Below are 20,447 nucleotides of genomic sequence, written 5' to 3' on the forward strand. Positions count from 1 at the left end.
TTCAAGTAGCTCTTTCTTATTAGCAAAATTAAGTATATCCACATAATTAAAACGCTTACATTTAAAAATAAAGAAGCATTACTAATCACTTGCCATTACCAACCAAAAACCTACTTGAGGTGTCACCAAAGGGTTGCTTGAATTCTAGAGCGTCAAACTTCTAGAAATAGAAAAAAGACCTAGAGTTCTAACTTAAGCCCCCACTGAAATGATTCATCTCAGTGGGGGTAGTTGATTGGGACGCTTCTTTCAAATAATCAAGATGAGAGAATATGCAGAGGTGATGGTCAAAGCGAATATGGGAATGAAGTAAAGGAGAGGCTGGGACATAAGTATTCCAGCTATATATAAAAGGCTGTTTCAGTAAAGTTAGTGTTAATATCCGCAGCCTGAATACACTTCGCTTTCCATGGGGCGAGCGCCGATCCGCGGTCTGCCTTTGGCCTGCAGGGTCTCGGACTTTCTCGCAGCTCCCTGTGGCGTCTACGTGTATTCAGGCTGCTCCGTTTTTCTTCCTAATTTATTTTTAAAAGCTTTTAGGAAATAGCATCTAAAAATGAAATGGAATGAATTGTTTTTTTACACTTGATTATATTTAAAATCATAAATAACTAGTATGAAAAAGCAGCCTTTTTTATGAGCTAAATTAGAGATTGTTCGTCTTTACAGAGTGGCTATTTAGTTTTGTCCCAGCCTCCCTTTCCTGGGAAATAAAAAGACAAAAAACGCCAAAATGCGATATTCTAAATTTCAAGAAAATAACGGTACTCCTTATAGTTACCGTCATTCATCGTCCTTCCACTATTTTTGCAAATTCCTCTAACGTAGTTGAATACTTTATATATTTGCGAGGCAAGAGGTAGTGTTCATCTTTTATTCCCTTTTCTATATATAAATCTGGGGTAGTTGTTAACCCATATAGATAATACATCTTCACTTCAGTTATTACCTTCGCATCTGTATTACCATATGGATAAGAAAGGGCAATAACATCTTTCCCTGTTATCTTCTCGATTTTTTCTTTCGAATCTTTTAGTTCATGTCCATAATTTGTTGTTTTTGTTAAATCAGGATGTGTGGCTGTATGGGATTGAATCGAGAATAGTCCTGAATCAGCCAAGCTCTTTAAATCGCTATTAGATAGGCGATTCGTACGTCCAATAAAATCGGATATAGTAAAAATCGTTGCTGTAGGGAGAAAATGATTATTCTTAACTTTTTGAAAAATATCATATACATTGACATTATTTTTATAGCCATCATCCAAAGTAATAAATATTGGCTTCTCCACTTTATGAATATCCTGCCATCTTTCAAAAGTTAATAAAGTGAAGCCATGATCGCGTAAATATAGCATTTGCTTTTCAAAATTGTCAGGTGTAACATATAGCTCTTTTGAACCCTGACCATGAAACTCATCAATGGAATGATAGACTAAGATCGGAACCTTTTGTTCGGCAAATACAGAGGAAGATGGGAAAAGTAGAAATAGAAAGAAGTACAATATTGCTATTTTTTTCATAAAGGACCTCTCTTTTCTTTACACTGCAATGAAGTTGTCCCGAAAACTCGGAGACAACTTCATATAATTTTTAATGCATATTATTATTCACATTCATTTGCTGTTGCATCGGATTACCTTGAGCAGGTGCAAATCCATTTAAAATTTGTTGCATATCTTGTGCAGCTAATTGTGGCACTTGATAATAATGGTGTTTATTTTGATATAAGGAGATTTCATAAGCCATTTCGAGACAGTTTGGAATAGACGCTGCAATAACACGGCGTACTACTGGATTTGTCGTCTGTGCTGCTGCCATCGTTTTCATAGAAGCAGACCCTTTTAGTGCATTTAGCATCGCGGCAGCTACATGTTGATCACTTACTTCAGTAACGTTTTGGATTGGTTTAGATGGTGGCATTGGTGTCATACCAAAAATGAAATCATTATTTTCTTTCATCATATATGGCTCTGTTCTCTTTGCAGGAGGTTGTCCTGTTTGAAAACACTGTAAGGTTAAATTGTATTCTTCAGTAATAAATTGGTATTGTCTGTTATGGATATCACGTAATTCAGGATCTTGAATATGTCCTCCCAACAGCTTATATAAATTCATCGTATTAATTGCACCAGCCAATACTTCATGAACATCGAACATCTCATGCCCACCATGATTCATTGCTTGCGGAACTTGACCTGTTTGTAAATTTTGGTGTACTTGCTGTCCATTTTGTAACAATATAATTTCCTCCTCTTCTGATAATTCAACAACAGGATTAGTATGATAAAACCTTATTAAACTATACGCTGAAAAAGGGAACATAATATGGTAATAATAATGGTGTTTTCCTTCCTTACCCTTTGTAAAGCTATTATTTTTGAGTTTTATAAAATCACGGATTATTTTCTTATTTTAATACATCCTAATCATAGGAGGTGACATGATGCCAAGAGATCAAGTACATGTCAACGTTGATCCTAATATGGATGGACCAAGAGAAGGTGTTATTGCTGATGCTGATGGAGACCAATTAGGAATCAGTAGAGACACAGGTACGAAAACAACCCCATTTCATGTAAAGGAAGTTAAAAAAGACCCTGAGTTAGCAAAATTTGCTGAAACATTTGAAAAATAATTTTGTAGTATGTTCAATACATTTCAATTGTATGGAGGAAGAAATGAGCAGTTATTTAGATACAATGATCACAAAAGTAAGAAACACGATTGCCCATGCTACAGATTCAGTACGTAAAGGGTTTTTCAGCCTAACTGGAGAAGCTTCTGTCTCAGTCAATCAGCTTGCAGAATTTATAAAAGAACATAAGGAAACAAAAACTGAATGCAAATATTTACTGGGCAATTATTATTATTTCAGCCATTTGCAAGAGAATGGGGTTCGTTACTATTTAGAGACAAATGGCCATTATATATTACAGTTAGATGCAAACACAAAGGATCAAGTTCTTATCGCATATCGCTCTTACAAAGACAAGCTTTCTTTAGATACTCCCATTAAATTTCCAAAGATGAACTGAAAAATGAACAAATAAACAGGGAATTCCCCCCTGTTTATTTATAGCTATCATTCTCTTACACTACTTTTCCTTCCCAGCATTGCATACCGCCAATCATATTTACTACATGAAAACCATTTTTTGATAATATTTGAGCAGCTTGACTACTTCTTCCACCAGCCTGACACACGATAAAATATTCTTTCTGCTTATCTAATTCATGCATTCGAAATTCAATAAGTCGTAAAGAGATATTCACTGCACCAGGAATTTTTCCTGTTGCCACTTCTGCGGGTTCACGAACATCTATAATCGATAATTGCTCTCCATTCATTATTTTCCTATTTAATTCATTGGGTGTTATTTCTTTCATACTATTCATACCTCCTTTAACTTTTTTTAGCTTTTTTAAATAAATAAATTCACATGACCATCCTCTGCCTCTGCTAAATAAGCAGCAACACCCGCATAATCTATTCCGTTCAATAGTTCTTCCTCTTTTAATCCTAGTAAATCCATTGTCATTGTACACGCAACAAGGTTGACATTCTGTTCTTGTGCCAACGTAATTAATTGTGGTAATGTCAATGCTTGATGCTTATCAATAATATGTTTAATCATTTTGGGACCAAATCCAGCAAAATTCATTTTGGATAACCCCATTCTTTCTGCTCCTCTTGGCATCATTTTGCTAAAAAGCTTTTCTAAAAATCCTTTTTTCATTTTAATATTCTCTTCCTTTCGTAGTGCATTGAGCCCCCAAAAGGTGTGAAATATCGTTACTTCATGATCATAGGCAGCTGCTCCATTCGCAATGATATATGCTGCCATCGCTTTATCATAATCTCCGCTAAATAGTACAATTGTTGTCTTCTTTGTCATTTTCCCGCTCCTAACCATTCCCTTTACCCCTATGGGTATAAATAAATTCAAAATAATAAGCTCTATTTACTTTAGAGCCTATATCCTTTTATCATCTGCTTTTCACTAACAAGTTAACAGCCTCTTTAATAACCTCGTCCATTCTTTCTCCATTTTTTTCTGCTTCTACTACACAGTCTACCAGGTTAGTGCTAACAATTACTCCCATTGTCCGATCTACTGCTGAACGAACCGCTGATAGTTGCGTAATTACTTCCTTACAATCCTTATTCTCCTCCATCATTTTCAGGATACCTCTTAGTTGCCCTTCCATTCGTTTCACTCTATTTTTTAATTGATCATTATATTCCAAAGAAAATGCTCCTTCCATTCGCAAAGTATCTTCAATCCATCATTCATAATCGTTTCATTATATTTGATTAAATTATACTATATATAGTTTGTCAACGAACAGGACCCATTCACTTGCTATTCACAAGGAGATTTTCTTCCAATTCCCTATTTTTTCTTAATCCAAAATTTGATAATCGATCCTTCTTGCTCCGTTTTTAAAATTTGATGCCCTACCTTTTTTGTCCATGCTGGCAAATCGGTCAATATTCCTTTGTCTGTTGCCTGTAATTCTAATACTTGATTACTTTCCAACTGATCTATGCCTTTTTTCAACTTAACAATCGGCATCGGGCAAGCTAAACCCGCAACATCCAATATGGAATCAACTTGAAAAGGTGTTTCTTCTTTTCTTTCTTCCTTTTTAGGAGTGCTCTCTTGCTTACTTTCTAGCTTCTCAGTCCTAATAGAAACAGAGGAATAGGTCTTCCAGCCACCATCTACATTTTTTACATCAAAACCGTTATTTTTCAATATTCTACTAGCTAAATAGCCCCTTAACCCAACTTGGCAACTTACATAAATAGGCTGATCTTTCGGTAAAGCTTCTAATTCATCTCTTAATTGGCCTAAGGAAATATTCTGTGATCCTTCTATATAACCAAATTCTCGCTCTACACTTTCTCTTACATCAAGTAAATATCCACCATTTTGTATAATTTGATCTACTTCATGCCATTGAACTTGCTCTAGTTCCCCATCTACAATATTGGTTGCAACATAACCTGCCATATTGACTGGATCTTTTGCAGACGAATATGGTGGAGCATAAGATAGTTCTAAATTAGTTAAGTCCTCTACTGTTAAATTCCCTTTAATTGCAGTCGCAATGACATCAATTCGTTTATCAATGCCAGCCCTCCCGATTGCTTGTGCACCGTATATACGTCCAGTTTCTTTATCAAAAATTAGCTTTAAAGTAATTGGAGTACTTTCTGGGTAATAGCCAGCATGTGAATTAGGATGAATATGCACCACATCGTATGGGATATTCCACTTTTGGAGCACTTTCTCATTATTTCCAGTGGTTGCAACTGTTAAATCAAATATTTTAACAATTGAAGTTCCTAAAGTTCCTTCATACTTTTCTCTCTTCCCCATTATATTATTTGCAGCAATTCTTCCTTGGCGATTTGCCGGTCCCGCTAATGGTATCATTGTCTTTTTTCTATTGATATAATCGCGTACCTCTATTGCATCCCCAACAGCATAAATATCCTGATTAGAAGTTTGCAGCAAGTGATTTACAACAATGCCACCTTGTTCCCCTAATTCTAAGCCAGCAGATTTTGCTAATTCATTTTCCGGTCTAACGCCAATCGAAAGAATAGTCATATCTGTTGTTATTTCTGTCCCATCTTCTAATACGACTATCTTGCCATTTGCTTTAAACTCCTTCACTCCATTTTCCAAAATTAGTGTTACTCCATTTTGTTTTAAATGTGTATGAACAGGGCTCGCCATTTCTACATCAATCGGTGACAATACTTGATTACCCTTTTCGATTACTGTTACCTTTATTCCACGAGCAACCAAGTTTTCTGCCATCTCTAAGCCAATAAAGCCACCTCCGATAATAACCGCACTTTCTGGTGAATGATGATCGACAAAACCTTTTATTCTATCTGTATCTGGTATATTTCTTAATGTAAATAACGAATCGTGGTTTACTATTCCTGAAATTGGAGGAATAATTGGTTTGGCTCCAGGAGAAAGCAGCAACTTATCATAAGATTCTTCATAAACTTCTTCTGTTTTCAAGTTTTTAATAGTCACTGTTTTATTTTTTGCATCAATCGTTACAGCCTCACTGTTTACTCGTATATCTAATAAGAATCTTTTTGACATTCCTTCCACTGTTTGCACAAGCAATTTGCTACGATCTTTAATTGTTTCGCCAATATAATAAGGCAGTCCGCAATTAGCAAAAGAAATATGCTCACCTCTTTCAATCAAGATAATTTCAGCTTCTTCACTTATTCTTCTTAATCTAGCAGCAGCTGTTGCACCTCCTGCAACACCACCGATAATTATTACTTTTGTTTTCATCCAAACTCCTCCTCCATATACCCTCATAGGTATATTTTATTTCACAAAAAATACCCCAATGGGTTTATTTTTGTATTATAAATGCCATTAAAATGAAAGTAAAGAAAAAGGTGTTAGGTACTACAAAAGATAATTATCTCATGCAATACTTAACACCTTTTTTATTAACTAACTTACACAAGTCTTCTACGAATTCTACTACTAATAAAGTCAATAACAGAAACTACTACGATGATAATAATTAACATCATTCCAACTCGTTCCCAGCTACGCTGCATCGCAGCAATGATAAGTGGTGTACCAATTCCTCCTGCACCAACTACCCCAAGTACAGTAGATGAACGCACATCAATTTCATAGCGATAAATAGCATAGGAAGCAAATTCAGGAATAATCTGTGGGATTACCCCGTACCAAATCGTTTGCAGTCTTCCTGCACCATTTGCTTTAAAGGATTCCAGCACACTCATATCGATCGATTCAATAACTTCTGAATACAACTTTCCAAGCATTCCAATGGAGTTAATTCCAATCGCAAGAACCCCAGCAAAAGGTCCCATTCCAACTGCTGCAACAAAGATAATCGCAAACATTACCTCTGGAAAAGCACGAATAGCATTTAAAATCCATTTGCCAATATAGGAAAACTTCGTAATATTGGAAGCCGCTAAGAAACCAAATGGAATCGCTAGAATTGCTCCAATAACTGCTCCTCCATAGGCAATTGCTAATGTTTCAACCATGTAGCCTATGTATTCAGGAACCTTTTCTAGAACAGCATCATCAAAAAACGGATTCCAAAATAAACGTTGTAGTAATGCACCAGGACTTAATGTTGATCCTCTATACGTCAAATCTGTAGTAGTAAGAGCAATATAATAAAGAAAAAGAAGGATGACAGCAGAGATAGCTGTTCTGATCCAAAACATCTTATCCTTTTTTGGCTTTTGTATGGTAGTATTTTTAGTCATTATAATAAACGCTCCCTTACACGACTACTTACAAAGTCAATGATAGTGACCGCTATAAATGTCATAAGAATAATAGTTGACACATTTCCGTAATTAAATAAACTCGTTTGCTGTTTTAAAATAATTCCAATTCCACCTGCTCCCACAAAACCTAGGATTACAGAAGCTCGCACATTTATTTCTAATACATATAACGCATAAGAAGTATATTGTGGCAAAATCTGTGGGATAACCGCATATCTAATGACTTGAATAGTATTAGCACCAGTTGCCCGAATTGCTTCAAGGGGGTTTGGATCAATTGCTTCAATCGTTTCACTAATAAGCTTTGCAAGAATCCCTAGTGAAAAAATGAACAAAGCTCCAATACCAGATATAACTCCAATGCCCATAAACGCAACAAGAAGTACTGCTAAAATAAGTTCTGGGATCGTACGGATAATATTTAAAAGAAAACGCACGATTTGATAAAACACTTTATTCTTGTTGATATTTGCTGCAGCAAGAAAGCTTATCGGTAAAGCAAAAATAACAGATAGTGTTGTACTCAATAACGCCATATTCCATGTTTCAATTAATGCTTTTAATACGGTAGAAATATATTTTAAGTTAGGCGGGAAAAAATCATAAATAACAAAATCTATAACAACTGGCATTCCAGCAATAATCAAATTAGGATATGCTTCCGTGTAAAATGCAGAAGCAATATATAAGCCTATGACAATAATAAGGATATAAGTTATTGTTACTTTCGTCTTCGAATGGAATACAGCTATATTCCCATTCCCCACTAATTCTTTACTCTTTTGCTTCGACATTATTTTTCAGCTCCTATAATGTCATCTTCTTTAATTGGACGACCATAGATCTCTTCAAATGTTTTTTCGCTTACTTCACTCACTGGTCCATCAAACACGACTTCCCCTTCACGCATGCCAATAATACGGTCTGCATATTCCATTGCCATATCAATAAAGTGAAGGTTAATAATTGTTGTAATTCCGTCTTCTTTATTAATTTTCTTTAAATCCTTCATAACAGTATGAGAGGTTGGAGGGTCTAAACTCGCAACTGGCTCATCTGCTAAGATGACGTTTGGTTTTTGCGTTAGTGCTCTAGCGATACTAACACGCTGCTGTTGTCCCCCACTTAGTTGATCTGCTCGACGGTAAGCTTTATCGTCAATCCCAACTCTCGCAAGACTACTCATTGCCAATTCCTTATCTTCATTCGAAAATAAACCAAATAAACTTTTAAATGTACCAGTTCTACCAAGACTTCCAGTTAACACATTGCGGAGCACAGACATTCTTTTTACTAGATTATAGTTTTGAAAAATCATGCCTATATTCCTGCGTACTTCTTTTAATTGCCGTTCATTACACTTTAGCGTATCTTTTCCATTAATTATTAGTTCCCCTTCTGTAGGTTTCACTAATTGATTAATACTTCTTATTAAAGTGGACTTTCCAGCACCTGATAATCCTACCACAACGATAAACTCACCATCATTTATCGTTAAATTAACATTCTTTAATCCTTGATGACCATTTGGGTATGTTAAAGATACATTTTTAAATTCAATCATCTAAAGAAACTCCTCTGCATTTACTTACTTGTAAAAAAGGAGGTAAATTCCTCCTTTTTTTACATTACTCTATATTATTCTGCTAATTCGTCCTCAAACTTGCCGTATACTTCTCTTACGATGTCATAGTCTTCTGATTTAGCCTCTGCCACTCCATCCCAAGTATAAACATCATGCATGATTGTCATCATTTCTTCATCTTCATTAAATGCTAGAAATGCATCTTTAATCTTTTGTTTCCACTCATCTGGAAGATCACTTCGGACAGATAATGTATCGTTTGGAATTGGATCCGTATGACCAATAACTTTTAAATCCTCTTTAACAGTAGGATAGTCACCTTCTACTGTATCACGTGCATCATCAAATGTAGTTGCAAAATCTGCTTGTCCATCAAGTAAAGATAAAATTGCATTATCATGTCCGCCAACTACTGAATGTTGGAAATGCGTTGATAAATCTTTAACACCTTTATCCATTAATTGAGAAGCAGGGAATAGATATCCAGAAGTGGATAATGTATCTGCATATGCCCAAACAAGACCTTCTGTATTTACTAAATCTTCAATAGAATTAATTTTTGAATCTGCTGGAACAACATATTGAGCAACATAAGTATCGCTACCATTTCGAATCGCTTTTAATAGTACATCAACATCTGCACGATCTTCTGCTTGCACAAATCCAAATGGATTCAAGAAGCCAATATCAATTTTTCCCGTTCTCATACCTTCTACTAATCCAACGAAGTCAATCATAACTTCTGCTTTAACTGGGATTCCAAGTTCTTCTGAAAGTTTTTTCTCAAGTGGTTCTACTGTATCAGCAATTTTATCTGCCTCTTGTGATGGAATAAACCCTAAAGTTAGTTCTTTAATTTCTCCATCATTTCCATTGCTCTTGCTACCTTCACTCTTTTCTCCGCCACCACATGCTGTAAGTGCTACAAGCATCAATACCATAACTAGTGAAAATAATGTCTTTTTCAATTCTTTAGCCCTCTTTTCTTAATAAATAGTGTAATAATTAAAAGAAAACAACTGCAAAAAAACCATGAAAAAAATCGCTTTTAGTATGCTGATGATAAATCCATACTAAAAGATTGTCCCCCCTTGCTCCAATTATAGTAATGGATAAATTTATATAAAAATGAACATTGTCCATTTTTATGACATAGAGAAATAATAATACTGTTATAAAAGTGAAATTAGTAATAAAGAAATACTGTCAATCAACTAATACTTCGTTTAGCCAAACGAAGTATTATGTTTTTTGCGAATATTCAAATTAAATTAAACCTGCTATGTTTAAGAAAGGTAGTTGATAATATGCTGATGAATTCCTGGTCTAGAAAAAATAGTAGATGATTTTGCAAATACATTAATGGCTTTGTTTTCCAATGTTGTCATTTCAGCACCTACTTCGTTCAAAATGACTATACCTGCAGCTATATCCCATGGAGATAATCGAAAATCCAAGGATGAATCTAATCTTCCACAAGCAACATATGCCATTTCTAATGCAGCAGAGCCAAGATAACGAACGCCTCTGACATCACTTACTAGGCGTTGCATTTTTTCATAGCCTATTTTTTCATTTGGAACTAGCCACAAATGGTTGAAACATATTACTGCTTCTTCCATTCCACAAGAAGTTAAAGTGGATAATGACTGATCATTTAGAAAAGCCCCTTGATTTTTTATCGCCGAGAACAGTTCCTTTTTGATTGGATCATAAATATACCCAATGGTTGGTTCTCCTTCTATGTATACTGCAACAGAAATAGCAAAATTTAGTTTCTGATGAACAAAATTAGTTGTACCGTCTATCGGATCTATAATCCAAACCACTCCATTTTGAGTATCCGATGGCAACACATCTGATAGACCCTCTTCTCCTAAAATATAATGTCCTGGATAAGTCGTCTTAATCATTTCGATAAAAAACTGTTCAATTTCTTTATCTTTTTGTGTAACAATGTCTGCAGCAGATGTTTTATATTCCACATTTAGCTTTTCTTGGCGAGATAAGTTAAGTCGCGATCCCGCTTCCAACGTCCATTCCTTCGCTTTTTCAGCAATCTCAGCCACTCTTGGATCTTTCATCATTTCCTCCTCTAAAACACACTGTATACAAGATTTATTTATTTTATGTATAAATAACGACATCACTTACATATTTTTGGCGTTTTCTGTCATCTTATGTTAGTTTATATCACATCACATTCACTTTCAATAGAAAGTCGAATTTTTCATTTGATTTTTTATTTTACGAAAATTACTATTATAGAAATTTATCCATTTTCTATTTATAAGTGAAACCTCAAGCAAAAGAAAAAGTAGAGAGCATTCCACTCTCTACTTTTTCTTGCATATAAACATTATCGAAATCGAATATTTAATATTCTATTATATTAGTAACACAATAATTTATCTTTGTCGCCTTAATATAACCTCTCTTTATAGCTTGCCTTTAAATCTGCTTCTATATCTTCTGTTTGAATTTCAGGCATTTGAATATGATCTTTTAGAATTTTCGCAGGTAGCGGCAACTTCTCTTTTTCCATCCAGGAATCAGGCTGCCATAACCCTGATCGAATAAAAGCTTTTGCACAATCAATGAAACACTCCTCCACCTCAATCCCTATTCCAAGTACTGGTCTTTTCCCTTGGACTGTCATAGGGTCAAGCAATTCCTCATCCTTTATGATACACGCCTTGCCATTCACCCTTAGTGTTTCTCCAAGCCCTGGGTTGAACTACTCACCCCTTATCGACCTTACGATCTGACTGAAGGGGGAGATTCCTACGAACACCAAAGTATTCTTTGGTTATCTTAGAAGGCTCCCCCCACAGTTCCTGCGGTTAGAAGGCTTAACGCTTCATTTTTGAGATTAATTGCTGCGTTAATATCTCGATTATGTCGTGGTTTTTGACAATATCAGTGGAGATTTTGTGTAAGTAATCCTTTCTTGCGTTTGCCATTTTCTCGTGAATGCGGGCCACTTTTCGTTTGACTTTATACCAGTTTGAGCCACCAACGGTTCGTCTGCTCATGATTCGTTGAAATTCAGCTAACTTTTCTTCCAATGTGCGAAAGAATTTAGGGTTAGAGAAAGTACCATCTGAAAGAATAGCAAAATTTTTCAGCTTTTCTATTTCTTTAGCGTTAATATGCACTACAAAAAAAAGAAAAACACTGTCAGATTTTATTATCCAAGCCATGCGGTTGATGTCATCATCCATACAAATCCACTAAATAAAAGGAGCAAAAATCCGAGTTGAAGAACGGTAAATAAAGCCTCTTTACTTTTTTTACAATACTTTAATTCTATTATCGCACGTGTAATTCCAGATACAATAATAAAAAGAAGCAATAAAACATACTGCTGTAAAAACCACAGATTATAGGAATAATTTATTATAAAGGCAGTCAATAAGATAAACATGAAAGTAATTCTTATACTCCAATCAATTCGTTCATGCACTTTATTTATATGGTTATAGGAAAAATATTTTCTTCTTTCAAGTTTCAACATTTTTCTAGTAGCTAGATCAAATACATAGCTAGCTACAAAAAAAACAAATATTACGATCAATAATTCCAACAAAAAAATCTCTTCCAACCCGTACATAGCTAGACTTCCTTTCTCCCTTATTTTTATAAGTATATACGAATTAAAAGGTAACAAGTTCCATTAGTTAAGAATTCTTATATATAATCTATTTCGCTTTTAGACTACACATTCGTCGAGGATAAAAATGCTTATAAATGCCATACTAAAATTAAATTAGAATCTTCTATGAAAATGTCAACTTTGATTAATTGGAGGTATTTCTTTTGAAGCGTAATGAGAAAAAACAGAAGACAACCTTGACCGCTGCCGAGGTCTCCGCACTTTGGCTTCAGTATATGGGTGATAGTATGGCAGTATGTGTGTATAAATATTTTCTAAAAATAGTAGAAAATGAAGATATAAAACCTATTATTGCCTATTCGTTACGTTTAGCAGAAAGCCATCTTGTTAAAATTACGGACTTCTTTGAAAAAGCAAACTTCAAGTTACCAAAAGGGTTTACAGAGGATGATGTGAATCTTAATGCGCCACGCCTATTTTCGGATTCATTTTTACTTTTTTACTCAAGAATGATGACGATGCACGGCATTTCTGCTTATACATTAGCGATTACAAATGCGGAACGAGAAGATGTTCAAAACCATTTCTATCAATGTATCGTAACTTCAAAGGAACTGTATCAAAAAATCGTTAAGTTAGCTAAAATACAACTGCATTTCGATAGTGTTCCAACTATTCCTTCTCCACATGATGTGGAATTTGTAGAATCAACACAATTTATTACAAGTTTGATTGGAGACAAAAGACCCCTTAATATGTCTGAAATAAGTAATCTGCACTTCAATTCGAAGAAAACAGGCTTTGTTCGTTCTTTAAGCATCGCCTTTAGTCAAGTTGCAGAAAAAGAAGAAGTGAGAAATTTCATGTTAAAAAATGTGAAATTGGCTGGGAAAGATGCAGATAGCTTTGATGAAATTTTAAAAAAGGACAATTTGCCAATTCCTAAGAGATGGGATGCAGAAATTACTAATTCCACTATTAGCCCTTTTTCAGATAAGTTATTGATGTTTCATGCGGCACTCTTAGTAAATGCAGCTCTTTCCTATTATGGAGCAGCCATTGGTTCAAGCTTAAGAACAGATATTATTCTAAATTACAAAAAGGTCTTTAACCATGCAATGCAAGCCGGTGCATTTTGCTATAAACTTTTGGTCAAGTATGGGTGGATGGAGAAGCAGCCAGGAGCAATTGATCGAAAAGGACTGTCAGAGAAATAGTTAGATTCAACTATTAAGTCGTACATTTATACTTCTTTCCCGCCTTACTAATTCTCATTTATATTCAAGGCGGGAAAGGCACTTATTTTCAGATTAAAATAAATTCAAATTTATTTCTTTTCCTTTAACGCTTCTTCCACAAACTTATTTTCAATGACCTTAGAAGTATCTATTTGCTTATCAATACCACCGACTTCATATAGAAAATCTGCTTGTTCTTGGTGAGCTTTAGCAAATTCAGGTGTAGTTGGACTTAAGCGAGTATCTGTTTTATCAAGAACGGCTTGAATAATTTCTACGTCCAATTTCTGTGTTGTTGCAATATCTTTTGAAACCTCCTCTATATGATCAATAAAGTATTGTCTTGCTTCTTCATACGTTTTTAAAAATAGAACGGTTAAGTCTGGATGTTCCTCTGTAAACTTTGTTCTTGCTATCAAAAAACTTGGGGTTGTAATATCTAGATCTTTTCCTGAGACAAGAAGTTCAGCACCTGTTTGAAACACTGCTGTTGTAGCATAAGGTTCCCATGTAGCCCAAGCATCAATCGAGCCGTTATCTAATGCCGGTCTTGCTTCATCGGGCTGGAGCTGAATAATATCAATATCCTTATCCGTTAGTCCAGCCCGGTCCAATGCTAAGTATAAGAAATTGTAGGCACTGCTTCCTTTTGCTACTGCAACTTTCTTTCCTTTTAAATCAGTGATTTCTTTAATAGAGCTGTTCTTAGGAATAACAATCGAATTTCCTGTTTTCCCATCACTAGTGACTGCAATTGCTCTAAAATCAATATTAGCAGACTGACCGGCAATTAATGGCGTACCCCCAGTAGCACCAAAGTCTAATCTTCCAGCAGATAAAGCCTCAAAATGGGGTGGTCCACTAGCGAATTCACTCCATTCCACTTTTACTCCTTCTTTTTCAAAAGCTTTCTCAAAATATTTATTCTCTCTTGCATATGGTAATATTCCTGTTTTTCCCTGAACACCAATCCGAACAGTAACCTCCTGTTTGGATGAGCCTGAGGAAGTTTCTGTTCCACAGGCGCTCACCACGAACATTATTGCAAGAAACATGACGGACATAAACAACTTTTTCTTCATTTGAATCCCCCTAATTAAGTTAACTTATCATATTTATTTACTCGGATTTAAGGCAGTATAAAGATTATCCTTGAAAATTGTCCTGCCATTTTAATAATTTTCTTTCAAAGTATCGTACTAGAGAGTCAGAGAATTTACCAAATACAGCAAAAATAATAATTCCTACAAACACGATGGAAGTTTGCGAAAACTGTCTTGCATCCATAATTAAATACCCTATTCCTTCGCTGGAACCCATTAATTCAGCTGCAACCAAGCCTAACCATGCAGCTCCAAGGGATAAACGTATTCCTAATAAGATATTAGGAAGTGCAGCTGGCAAGATTAAATGGGTTATTTGCTTCCATTTGCTAAATTGCAATACTTTAGCAACCGCATAAAGCTTGGAGTCAACTCCTCTAATCCCTAAAAATGTATTAACATAAAGCGGAAAAAAAGCACCCTTTGCAATTAAAAGTATTTTGGATGTCTCTCCAAATCCAAACCATAGGATAAATAATGGAATAACCGCTAAATGTGGAATCGTACGTATCATTTGTAAAGTTGGATCCAACGTTTGCTCCGTATTCTTATTAAACCCCACAAATAAACCAAGTAATAAGCCAAGTCCCCCCCCAATAAGGAATCCACCTAAAGCTCTCCAAAGACTAATTTCTAAATGCCCCAGTAAATTTCCGGTGAGCAATAAATCAATAAAACTAACGAAAATCGTACTTGGTCTAGGAAGGAGAATAGGTGAAACTAGTCCGTACATCCCAGCTAATTCCCAAACCACAAGAAGAAAGATCGGAAAGATAAATCCTTTTACTATTTTACTGATATGACTAGATTCTTTTAATTTATTGATTTTTGTTTTCCTCTCTGTTTTTACTTTCTCTAAAGCTAGTGCGCCACGATTTTCCACCATTGTTCCTCCTTATAGTTCTGCGTAATTTAACTCTATTTCCTCCACCTTCTCAAATTCATTTAAAACAAGCGATCGCAGTTCCTGAAAAGCCGCAGATGATTTTTTCCTTGGGAAAGGTAAATCAATGGGAATAATTTTTTTAATTGCTCCTGGTCTGGCACTCATGATTACGACTTTATTAGCTAAGTAAACCGCCTCATCAATATCATGGGTAACGAATACCATGGACGTTTTTTCCTCTTCCCAGATATGTAGGAGTGCTTCTTGCATATGTGATCTGGTGAAGGCATCAAGGGCGCCAAATGGCTCATCTAACAAAAGAATTTTTGGTTTTCTTAATAAGGCTCTAGCAATAGCAACTCTTTGAGCCATTCCCCCAGATAGTTCTTTGGGAAATGCTCTATTATATCCATCTAATCTTACCAGTTTAATCAACTTTTCGACGTGATGTTTTATCTCTGGTTTTTTTAAGGACAAATTACCGGCAATATTTCTCTCTACCGTATGCCATGGAAATAGCCTTGGTTCTTGAAAAATAAATCCTTGATAGCTACTCGTTCCAACAACACGTTCCCCCTCAAGATAGATCTCCCCACTATACTCATTGTCCAAGCCAGCTATTGCTTTTAATAGGGTACTTTTCCCACAACCACTAGGACCGATAATGGTGACGAACTCCCCTTTTTTCACATCTAAAGTAATCTCATTTAATACATAATTTCTTTCTTTTCCTTTCTTGAAATATTTATCTAAATTTTTGATTTCTAGTAATGTCATTTTCTCCCTCCTGTTGATTGACTAACTCCGCTAAATAGATTATTAGGTCTTCTTAAGCCTAAATTTTCTCTTAATGTACTTCCTGTATATTCCTCCCGAAACAATCCTCTATTTTGTAATTCTGGTATGACTAAATTTACAAAATCATCTAATCCATCTGGAAGATAGGGTGGCATGATATTGAATCCATCCGCTCCTCCTTGTTCAAACCATTCCTGCAAGTGATCTGCAATTTGAATGGCTGTTCCATTGATTTCTCGATGACCTCTTGCTCCTGCTACACGCTGATAAAGCTGTCTAATCGTTAAGTTTTCTCGTTCCCCTAAAGCCTTTACAAGTTGGAATCTTGTTTTTGCCCCATTGATATTTTCCAAATCAGGCAAATCAGGGAGCGGTTTATCCACTGGAAAAGGTGATAAATCGTAACTTATTAAGGATGATAATAATCCGACTCCAACTTGTTCTGGGATCAAATCCATTAAATATCGCTTCTTTTCCTTGGCATCTTTTTCATTTAAACCGATAACAGGGAATACACCTGGCATGATTTTAAGCGATTCTTCTGTTCTTCCGTATTTAGAAAGCCTTCCCTTTACATCCTGATAAAAGTGCTGTGCCTCTCCTAGCGTTTGCCATGCAGTAAAAATAACCTCTGCCGTTTTCGCAGCAAGCTCTTTCCCTGATTCAGAGGAACCTGCCTGAATAATAACAGGATATCCTTGTACAGGACGTGAAATGTTTAACGGTCCTTTGATAGAAAACCATTCTCCTTTATGATTAATAGTATGCACACGCGCTGGATCAGCAAATTTCGCATTCTTTTTATCTAGTAAAAGTGCTTCATCTTCCCAGCTATCCCATAATTTTTTTGCGACTTCAACAAATTCTTCTGCACGCTCGTATCTAGATTGATGGGCTAAATGCTGGTCTTTGCTAAAGTTCAGTGCTTCTGCTTCACTAGAAGAAGTAACGACATTCCATCCAGCTCTGCCTTTACTAAGATGGTCAATCGTTGCAAACTTTCTAGCTAAATGAAATGGTTCATTATAAGTTGTAGAGGCAGTTGCTACCAATCCTATATTCTTTGTAACAACAGATAACGCAGAAAGAAGCGTAAGCGGATCAGGACGGATATTTACCGTTTGTTCGATTCCAACGCCATTACGATCATGGACAGCGTATCCATCTGCGAAAAAAATCATATCGAATTTTCCTCGCTCTGCCGTTTCGGCAAGTTTTCTATATAGATCAAACGATAAAAGCTCCTCACTATTACTTTCTGGATGACGCCATGCAGCTACGTGATGTCCTGGAATCATAAAAAATGCTCCTAAATTCATCTGACGTTTATGAACAGTCATGTTTCTTCCTCCTTAACAGTAATGTACTAAATAGCTTCTAACCTACATTTGTTGCAGAAATTCATTCAGTCTACTAGTCAGTCCTCCCTTACCAAACTTCATATATTTATGAATAACAAGGTCCTCTCCCTTACTCACATAGTCTAAAAATGCAAGCATATATATTCTGCGGAAAATAAGGTTTAAAACACCTTGTTTATAAAACCATTGATCAATAATGTGGTAATTTCCTCTATTCAAGTGGTAGTTTTTTTGACAATACTGATAGAATAATAGATCTGGAAGATTTAAGTATTCTGTATCATAAAGTTTTTTTCTAGTGAAGATGGACGCATTGGCATTCCAATATTCCAAAGGCTTATACATCGATAAACTCCTTTCCAACAAACTTATGTCCATAATTATACATTCAATACTTGCTTGAATTTTCCGACACTATCACTTAACCTTGTTCTAACCTCTTGCTTCAATTCAAATTGATGCTGATTTATTCGCTCTACTTCCTTATCAATCGTATAGACACCTTTAATAATATGAGTGGCACCCAGTGCAGAAAGGACTGGATTTAAGGCATACTCAATACTTAATAAATGGCCAAAGCTTCCGCCTATCACAAAGGGTAAAACGACCTTATTTTCTAGCCCTTTTTGCGGAAGTAAATCAAGGAAAGTTTTTAAGATACCGGAATAGGCTGCTTTATACACTGGTGTAAATATTAGCACTCCATCTGCTTCTTCTATTACCTTATTTGTTTGTTTTATTGCCTCACTTTGAAAATTAGCGAAAAGTAAATCCTCAGCTGGTAGCTCAAATACCTTAATTATTTCATAGGAAATATCATTTTTTGTTAATAAGTCCAATGTATACTGAACTAAACCATTTAAACGTGATTGCTCATTTGGTGCTCCTATTACAATAGCGACTTTACCCACTGCTCTTCCCCTCCTTGTTTTTTTATTTAGTAGCTTTCGGATAGAAGTCGTTTGCTACCATTTCTCCAACTAAGCTAGGAGATTCTTCTGTTTTATTATGTAGATTGAGATATGGGAATAACAGCTCAGCGACTCGATAGCTTTCTTCTAAATGGGGATAGCCAGATAAAATAAATGTTTCAACTCCTATGGCCTCATACTCTTTCATTCTCTCTGCCACCGTCTTAGGATCTCCTACAAGAGCTGTCCCAGCTCCTCCTCTGACAAGGCCAATGCCTGCCCAAAGATTCGGACTAATTTCCAATTGCTCTCTTCTTCCTTTATGCAGATTTGCCATTCTTTTCTGACCTTCAGAATCATAACGAGCAAACACTTTTTGGGAAGCTTCAATTAAGTCATCATCGACATATTTAATTAATTTATCTGCCGCTTGCCATGCTTCCTCTTCCGTTTCTCTAACAATTACATGTAATCGAATGCCAAAGCGAACCGTTCTTCCCTCTTTTTCGGCTAGCTCTCTCACTCTTCGAATTTTTTCTGCCACTTTGTCAGGTGTTTCTCCCCAGGTTAAATACACATCCACATGTTTTGCAGCAACTTCTTGCCCTATAGACGATGACCCTCCAAAATAAAGAGGTGGATATGGCTTTTGAACAGATGGAAATAAAAGCTTTCCCTCTTGGATGTGCAGATAGTCTCCTGCAAAGTCTACTTTTTCTCTCGTGAATAGATCTCTCCAAACAGATAAAAATTCATCTGTTAGTTCATAACGTTCATGATGTTGAAGCTGTAATCCATCTCCAGCAAGCTCAACTGGATCTCCGCCAGTCACCACATTAATTAATACACGACCATTTGAAAGGCGATCTAATGTAGAACTCATCCTTGCTGCCTGCGTCGGAGACATAATACCTGGACGAACTGCTACCAAAAATTTCATCTGGTTAGTCACCGATAGTAAAGAAGAAGCAACAATCCATGCATCTTCACAAGATTGACCAGTCGGTAATAATGCACCTTCATATCCTAAGCTATCAACAGCTTGTGCGACTTGTTTTAAATAAGCATAATTGACAGCTCTTCCACCAGTTGTCACGCCTAAATATCTAGAATCCCCATGTGTTGGAATAAACCAAAATACTTTCATTTGTCTTCTTCCTTTCTTTTAGATAAAGTAAAAAGGCTCTCCACTAAGCATACATTTTGCTTATTAGAGAGCCTCCAGTTTTCTAGTCAGCTTCAAATTAGTATAAAATTTTTCTTTTTCGATGAACGCTTTTTTTCGATGTGGAAAGCCACATCTGGTTTTCATCTTTGGAATGAACGCTACTTTGCCGATGATTTGAGCTTCATGTGGTTTTCATCTTCGAAATGAACGCTACTTTTCCGATGATTTGAGCTTCATGTGGTTTTCATCTTTGGAATGAACGCTACTTTTCCGATGATTTGAGCTACATGTGGTTCTCATCTTCGAAATGAACGCTACTTTGCCGATGAATTAAGCCACATCTGGTTTTCATCTTCGAAATGAACGCTACTTTTCCGATGAATTAAGCCACATTTGGTTTTCATCTTCGAAATGAACGCTACTTTTCCGATGATTTGAGCTTCATGTGG

General features: G+C 35.8%; 23 protein-coding genes and 1 pseudogene. 3 read left to right on the forward strand and 21 right to left on the reverse strand.

Annotation, left to right across the window (positions count from 1 at the left end; genetic code table 11):
* Positions 1-787 precede the first annotated feature (787 nt).
* Both RTL21_RS17505 and RTL21_RS17510 read right to left on the reverse strand, forming a co-directional pair.
* A complete protein-coding gene (locus RTL21_RS17505) occupies positions 788-1,522 on the reverse strand; it encodes a polysaccharide deacetylase family protein (RefSeq protein WP_312097667.1) in 735 nt (244 codons plus the stop codon).
* 70 nt (positions 1,523-1,592) lie between these two features.
* A complete protein-coding gene (locus RTL21_RS17510; protein WP_312097726.1) occupies positions 1,593-2,180 on the reverse strand; it encodes a spore coat protein in 588 nt (195 codons plus the stop codon).
* Between the two features lie 265 nt (positions 2,181-2,445).
* Between RTL21_RS17510 and RTL21_RS17515 the strand changes: the two genes are divergently transcribed.
* Together RTL21_RS17515 and RTL21_RS17520 are read left to right on the forward strand one after the other, a co-directional pair.
* Positions 2,446-2,637, forward strand: a complete 192-nt coding sequence (locus tag RTL21_RS17515; RefSeq protein WP_312097669.1) for a hypothetical protein — start codon at positions 2,446-2,448, stop codon at positions 2,635-2,637.
* A 43-nt stretch (positions 2,638-2,680) separates the two neighbouring features.
* A complete protein-coding gene (locus tag RTL21_RS17520; RefSeq protein WP_312097671.1) occupies positions 2,681-3,037 on the forward strand; it encodes a hypothetical protein in 357 nt (118 codons plus the stop codon).
* A 55-nt stretch (positions 3,038-3,092) separates the two neighbouring features.
* Here RTL21_RS17520 and RTL21_RS17525 read toward each other — a convergent pair whose 3' ends face one another.
* From RTL21_RS17525 to RTL21_RS17580, 12 genes and pseudogenes are all read right to left on the reverse strand, one after another.
* Positions 3,093-3,389 (reverse strand): rhodanese-like domain-containing protein, encoded by a 297-nt coding sequence (locus tag RTL21_RS17525; protein WP_312097673.1) that lies wholly within the window; start codon positions 3,387-3,389, stop codon positions 3,093-3,095.
* Positions 3,390-3,424: 35 nt separating this feature from the next.
* Entirely contained in the window at positions 3,425-3,916 is a 492-nt protein-coding gene (locus RTL21_RS17530) for a DsrE/DsrF/DrsH-like family protein (protein WP_396954467.1), read from the reverse strand.
* Positions 3,917-3,989: 73 nt separating this feature from the next.
* Complete coding sequence (locus tag RTL21_RS17535; RefSeq protein WP_312097676.1) at positions 3,990-4,250, reverse strand: metal-sensitive transcriptional regulator; 261 nt, start codon at positions 4,248-4,250, stop codon at positions 3,990-3,992.
* 146 nt (positions 4,251-4,396) lie between these two features.
* Positions 4,397-6,337, reverse strand: a complete 1,941-nt coding sequence (locus RTL21_RS17540; protein WP_312097678.1) for a CoA-disulfide reductase — start codon at positions 6,335-6,337, stop codon at positions 4,397-4,399.
* A 173-nt stretch (positions 6,338-6,510) separates the two neighbouring features.
* The gene (gene phnE / locus RTL21_RS17545; protein WP_312097679.1) at positions 6,511-7,308 is read right to left on the reverse strand and encodes a phosphonate ABC transporter, permease protein PhnE; all 798 of its coding nucleotides are present in this window, start codon (positions 7,306-7,308) and stop codon (positions 6,511-6,513) included.
* On the reverse strand, positions 7,308-8,126 hold the full coding sequence (gene phnE / locus RTL21_RS17550; protein WP_312097680.1) for a phosphonate ABC transporter, permease protein PhnE: 819 nt from the start codon (positions 8,124-8,126) through the stop codon (positions 7,308-7,310). The genes phnE (RTL21_RS17545) and phnE (RTL21_RS17550) overlap by 1 nt, the downstream gene beginning before the upstream one ends.
* Positions 8,126-8,896 carry a phosphonate ABC transporter ATP-binding protein gene (gene phnC, locus RTL21_RS17555; protein WP_312097681.1) on the reverse strand — a complete coding sequence of 257 codons (771 nt, stop codon included), beginning with the start codon at positions 8,894-8,896 and terminating at the stop codon, positions 8,126-8,128. Before phnC ends, phnE (RTL21_RS17550) begins: the two co-directional genes overlap by 1 nt.
* Before the next feature lie 74 nt (positions 8,897-8,970).
* Positions 8,971-9,885, reverse strand: coding sequence for a phosphate/phosphite/phosphonate ABC transporter substrate-binding protein (gene phnD, locus RTL21_RS17560; RefSeq protein WP_312097683.1), 915 nt, complete (start codon positions 9,883-9,885; stop codon positions 8,971-8,973).
* Positions 9,886-10,203: 318 nt separating this feature from the next.
* Complete coding sequence (locus RTL21_RS17565; RefSeq protein WP_312097684.1) at positions 10,204-11,001, reverse strand: inositol monophosphatase family protein; 798 nt, start codon at positions 10,999-11,001, stop codon at positions 10,204-10,206.
* 338 nt (positions 11,002-11,339) lie between these two features.
* Complete coding sequence (locus tag RTL21_RS17570) at positions 11,340-11,624, reverse strand: PNPOx family protein (protein ID WP_312097685.1); 285 nt, start codon at positions 11,622-11,624, stop codon at positions 11,340-11,342.
* Positions 11,625-11,775: 151 nt separating this feature from the next.
* Positions 11,776-12,045, reverse strand: a pseudogene (locus RTL21_RS17575) (transposase); the annotation flags it as partial.
* Between the two features lie 62 nt (positions 12,046-12,107).
* Entirely contained in the window at positions 12,108-12,521 is a 414-nt protein-coding gene (locus RTL21_RS17580) for a DUF4181 domain-containing protein (protein ID WP_312097686.1), read from the reverse strand.
* Between the two features lie 215 nt (positions 12,522-12,736).
* Between RTL21_RS17580 and RTL21_RS17585 the strand changes: the two genes are divergently transcribed.
* Complete coding sequence (locus RTL21_RS17585) at positions 12,737-13,750, forward strand: DUF3231 family protein (RefSeq protein ID WP_312097687.1); 1,014 nt, start codon at positions 12,737-12,739, stop codon at positions 13,748-13,750.
* A 110-nt stretch (positions 13,751-13,860) separates the two neighbouring features.
* On the opposite strand, the gene RTL21_RS17590 is transcribed toward RTL21_RS17585, so the two are convergent.
* The 7 genes from RTL21_RS17590 to ssuD all read right to left on the reverse strand — a co-directional run bounded on the left by RTL21_RS17590 (position 13,861) and on the right by ssuD (position 19,977).
* Positions 13,861-14,853: an aliphatic sulfonate ABC transporter substrate-binding protein gene (locus tag RTL21_RS17590; protein WP_312097688.1), complete on the reverse strand. Its 993-nt coding sequence runs from the start codon at positions 14,851-14,853 to the stop codon at positions 13,861-13,863.
* A gap of 64 nt (positions 14,854-14,917) precedes the next feature.
* On the reverse strand, positions 14,918-15,757 hold the full coding sequence (locus RTL21_RS17595; RefSeq protein ID WP_312097689.1) for an ABC transporter permease: 840 nt from the start codon (positions 15,755-15,757) through the stop codon (positions 14,918-14,920).
* 12 nt (positions 15,758-15,769) lie between these two features.
* The gene (locus RTL21_RS17600) at positions 15,770-16,537 is read right to left on the reverse strand and encodes an ABC transporter ATP-binding protein (RefSeq protein ID WP_312097690.1); all 768 of its coding nucleotides are present in this window, start codon (positions 16,535-16,537) and stop codon (positions 15,770-15,772) included.
* Positions 16,534-17,898, reverse strand: a complete 1,365-nt coding sequence (locus RTL21_RS17605) for an LLM class flavin-dependent oxidoreductase (protein WP_312097691.1) — start codon at positions 17,896-17,898, stop codon at positions 16,534-16,536. Before RTL21_RS17605 ends, RTL21_RS17600 begins: the two co-directional genes overlap by 4 nt.
* Positions 17,899-17,940: 42 nt before the next feature.
* The gene (locus RTL21_RS17610) at positions 17,941-18,264 is read right to left on the reverse strand and encodes a hypothetical protein (RefSeq protein ID WP_312097692.1); all 324 of its coding nucleotides are present in this window, start codon (positions 18,262-18,264) and stop codon (positions 17,941-17,943) included.
* Between the two features lie 35 nt (positions 18,265-18,299).
* A complete protein-coding gene (gene ssuE / locus RTL21_RS17615) occupies positions 18,300-18,830 on the reverse strand; it encodes an NADPH-dependent FMN reductase (RefSeq protein WP_312097693.1) in 531 nt (176 codons plus the stop codon).
* Positions 18,831-18,852: 22 nt separating this feature from the next.
* Complete coding sequence (ssuD, locus tag RTL21_RS17620; protein WP_312097695.1) at positions 18,853-19,977, reverse strand: FMNH2-dependent alkanesulfonate monooxygenase; 1,125 nt, start codon at positions 19,975-19,977, stop codon at positions 18,853-18,855.
* Positions 19,978-20,447 lie beyond the last annotated feature (470 nt).

This window comes from Niallia sp., assembly GCF_031978665.1.
Lineage (GTDB): Bacteria > Bacillota > Bacilli > Bacillales > Cytobacillaceae > Niallia.

Coding starts and splice junctions, on each gene's coding strand:
- RTL21_RS17510 (WP_312097726.1), bottom strand. CDS start 2,180: ATGAATCATGGTGGGCATGAGATGTTCGATGTTCATGAAGTATTGGCT.
- RTL21_RS17530 (WP_396954467.1), bottom strand. CDS start 3,916: ATGGTTAGGAGCGGGAAAATGACAAAGAAGACAACAATTGTACTATTT.
- RTL21_RS17515 (WP_312097669.1), top strand. CDS start 2,446: ATGCCAAGAGATCAAGTACATGTCAACGTTGATCCTAATATGGATGGA.
- RTL21_RS17520 (WP_312097671.1), top strand. CDS start 2,681: ATGAGCAGTTATTTAGATACAATGATCACAAAAGTAAGAAACACGATT.
- RTL21_RS17605 (WP_312097691.1), bottom strand. CDS start 17,898: ATGACTGTTCATAAACGTCAGATGAATTTAGGAGCATTTTTTATGATT.
- RTL21_RS17540 (WP_312097678.1), bottom strand. CDS start 6,337: ATGAAAACAAAAGTAATAATTATCGGTGGTGTTGCAGGAGGTGCAACA.
- RTL21_RS17525 (WP_312097673.1), bottom strand. CDS start 3,389: ATGAAAGAAATAACACCCAATGAATTAAATAGGAAAATAATGAATGGA.
- phnE (WP_312097680.1), bottom strand. CDS start 8,126: ATGTCGAAGCAAAAGAGTAAAGAATTAGTGGGGAATGGGAATATAGCT.
- phnE (WP_312097679.1), bottom strand. CDS start 7,308: ATGACTAAAAATACTACCATACAAAAGCCAAAAAAGGATAAGATGTTT.
- RTL21_RS17600 (WP_312097690.1), bottom strand. CDS start 16,537: ATGACATTACTAGAAATCAAAAATTTAGATAAATATTTCAAGAAAGGA.
- RTL21_RS17610 (WP_312097692.1), bottom strand. CDS start 18,264: ATGTATAAGCCTTTGGAATATTGGAATGCCAATGCGTCCATCTTCACT.
- RTL21_RS17590 (WP_312097688.1), bottom strand. CDS start 14,853: ATGAAGAAAAAGTTGTTTATGTCCGTCATGTTTCTTGCAATAATGTTC.
- RTL21_RS17505 (WP_312097667.1), bottom strand. CDS start 1,522: ATGAAAAAAATAGCAATATTGTACTTCTTTCTATTTCTACTTTTCCCA.
- RTL21_RS17565 (WP_312097684.1), bottom strand. CDS start 11,001: ATGAAAGATCCAAGAGTGGCTGAGATTGCTGAAAAAGCGAAGGAATGG.
- phnC (WP_312097681.1), bottom strand. CDS start 8,896: ATGATTGAATTTAAAAATGTATCTTTAACATACCCAAATGGTCATCAA.
- ssuD (WP_312097695.1), bottom strand. CDS start 19,977: ATGAAAGTATTTTGGTTTATTCCAACACATGGGGATTCTAGATATTTA.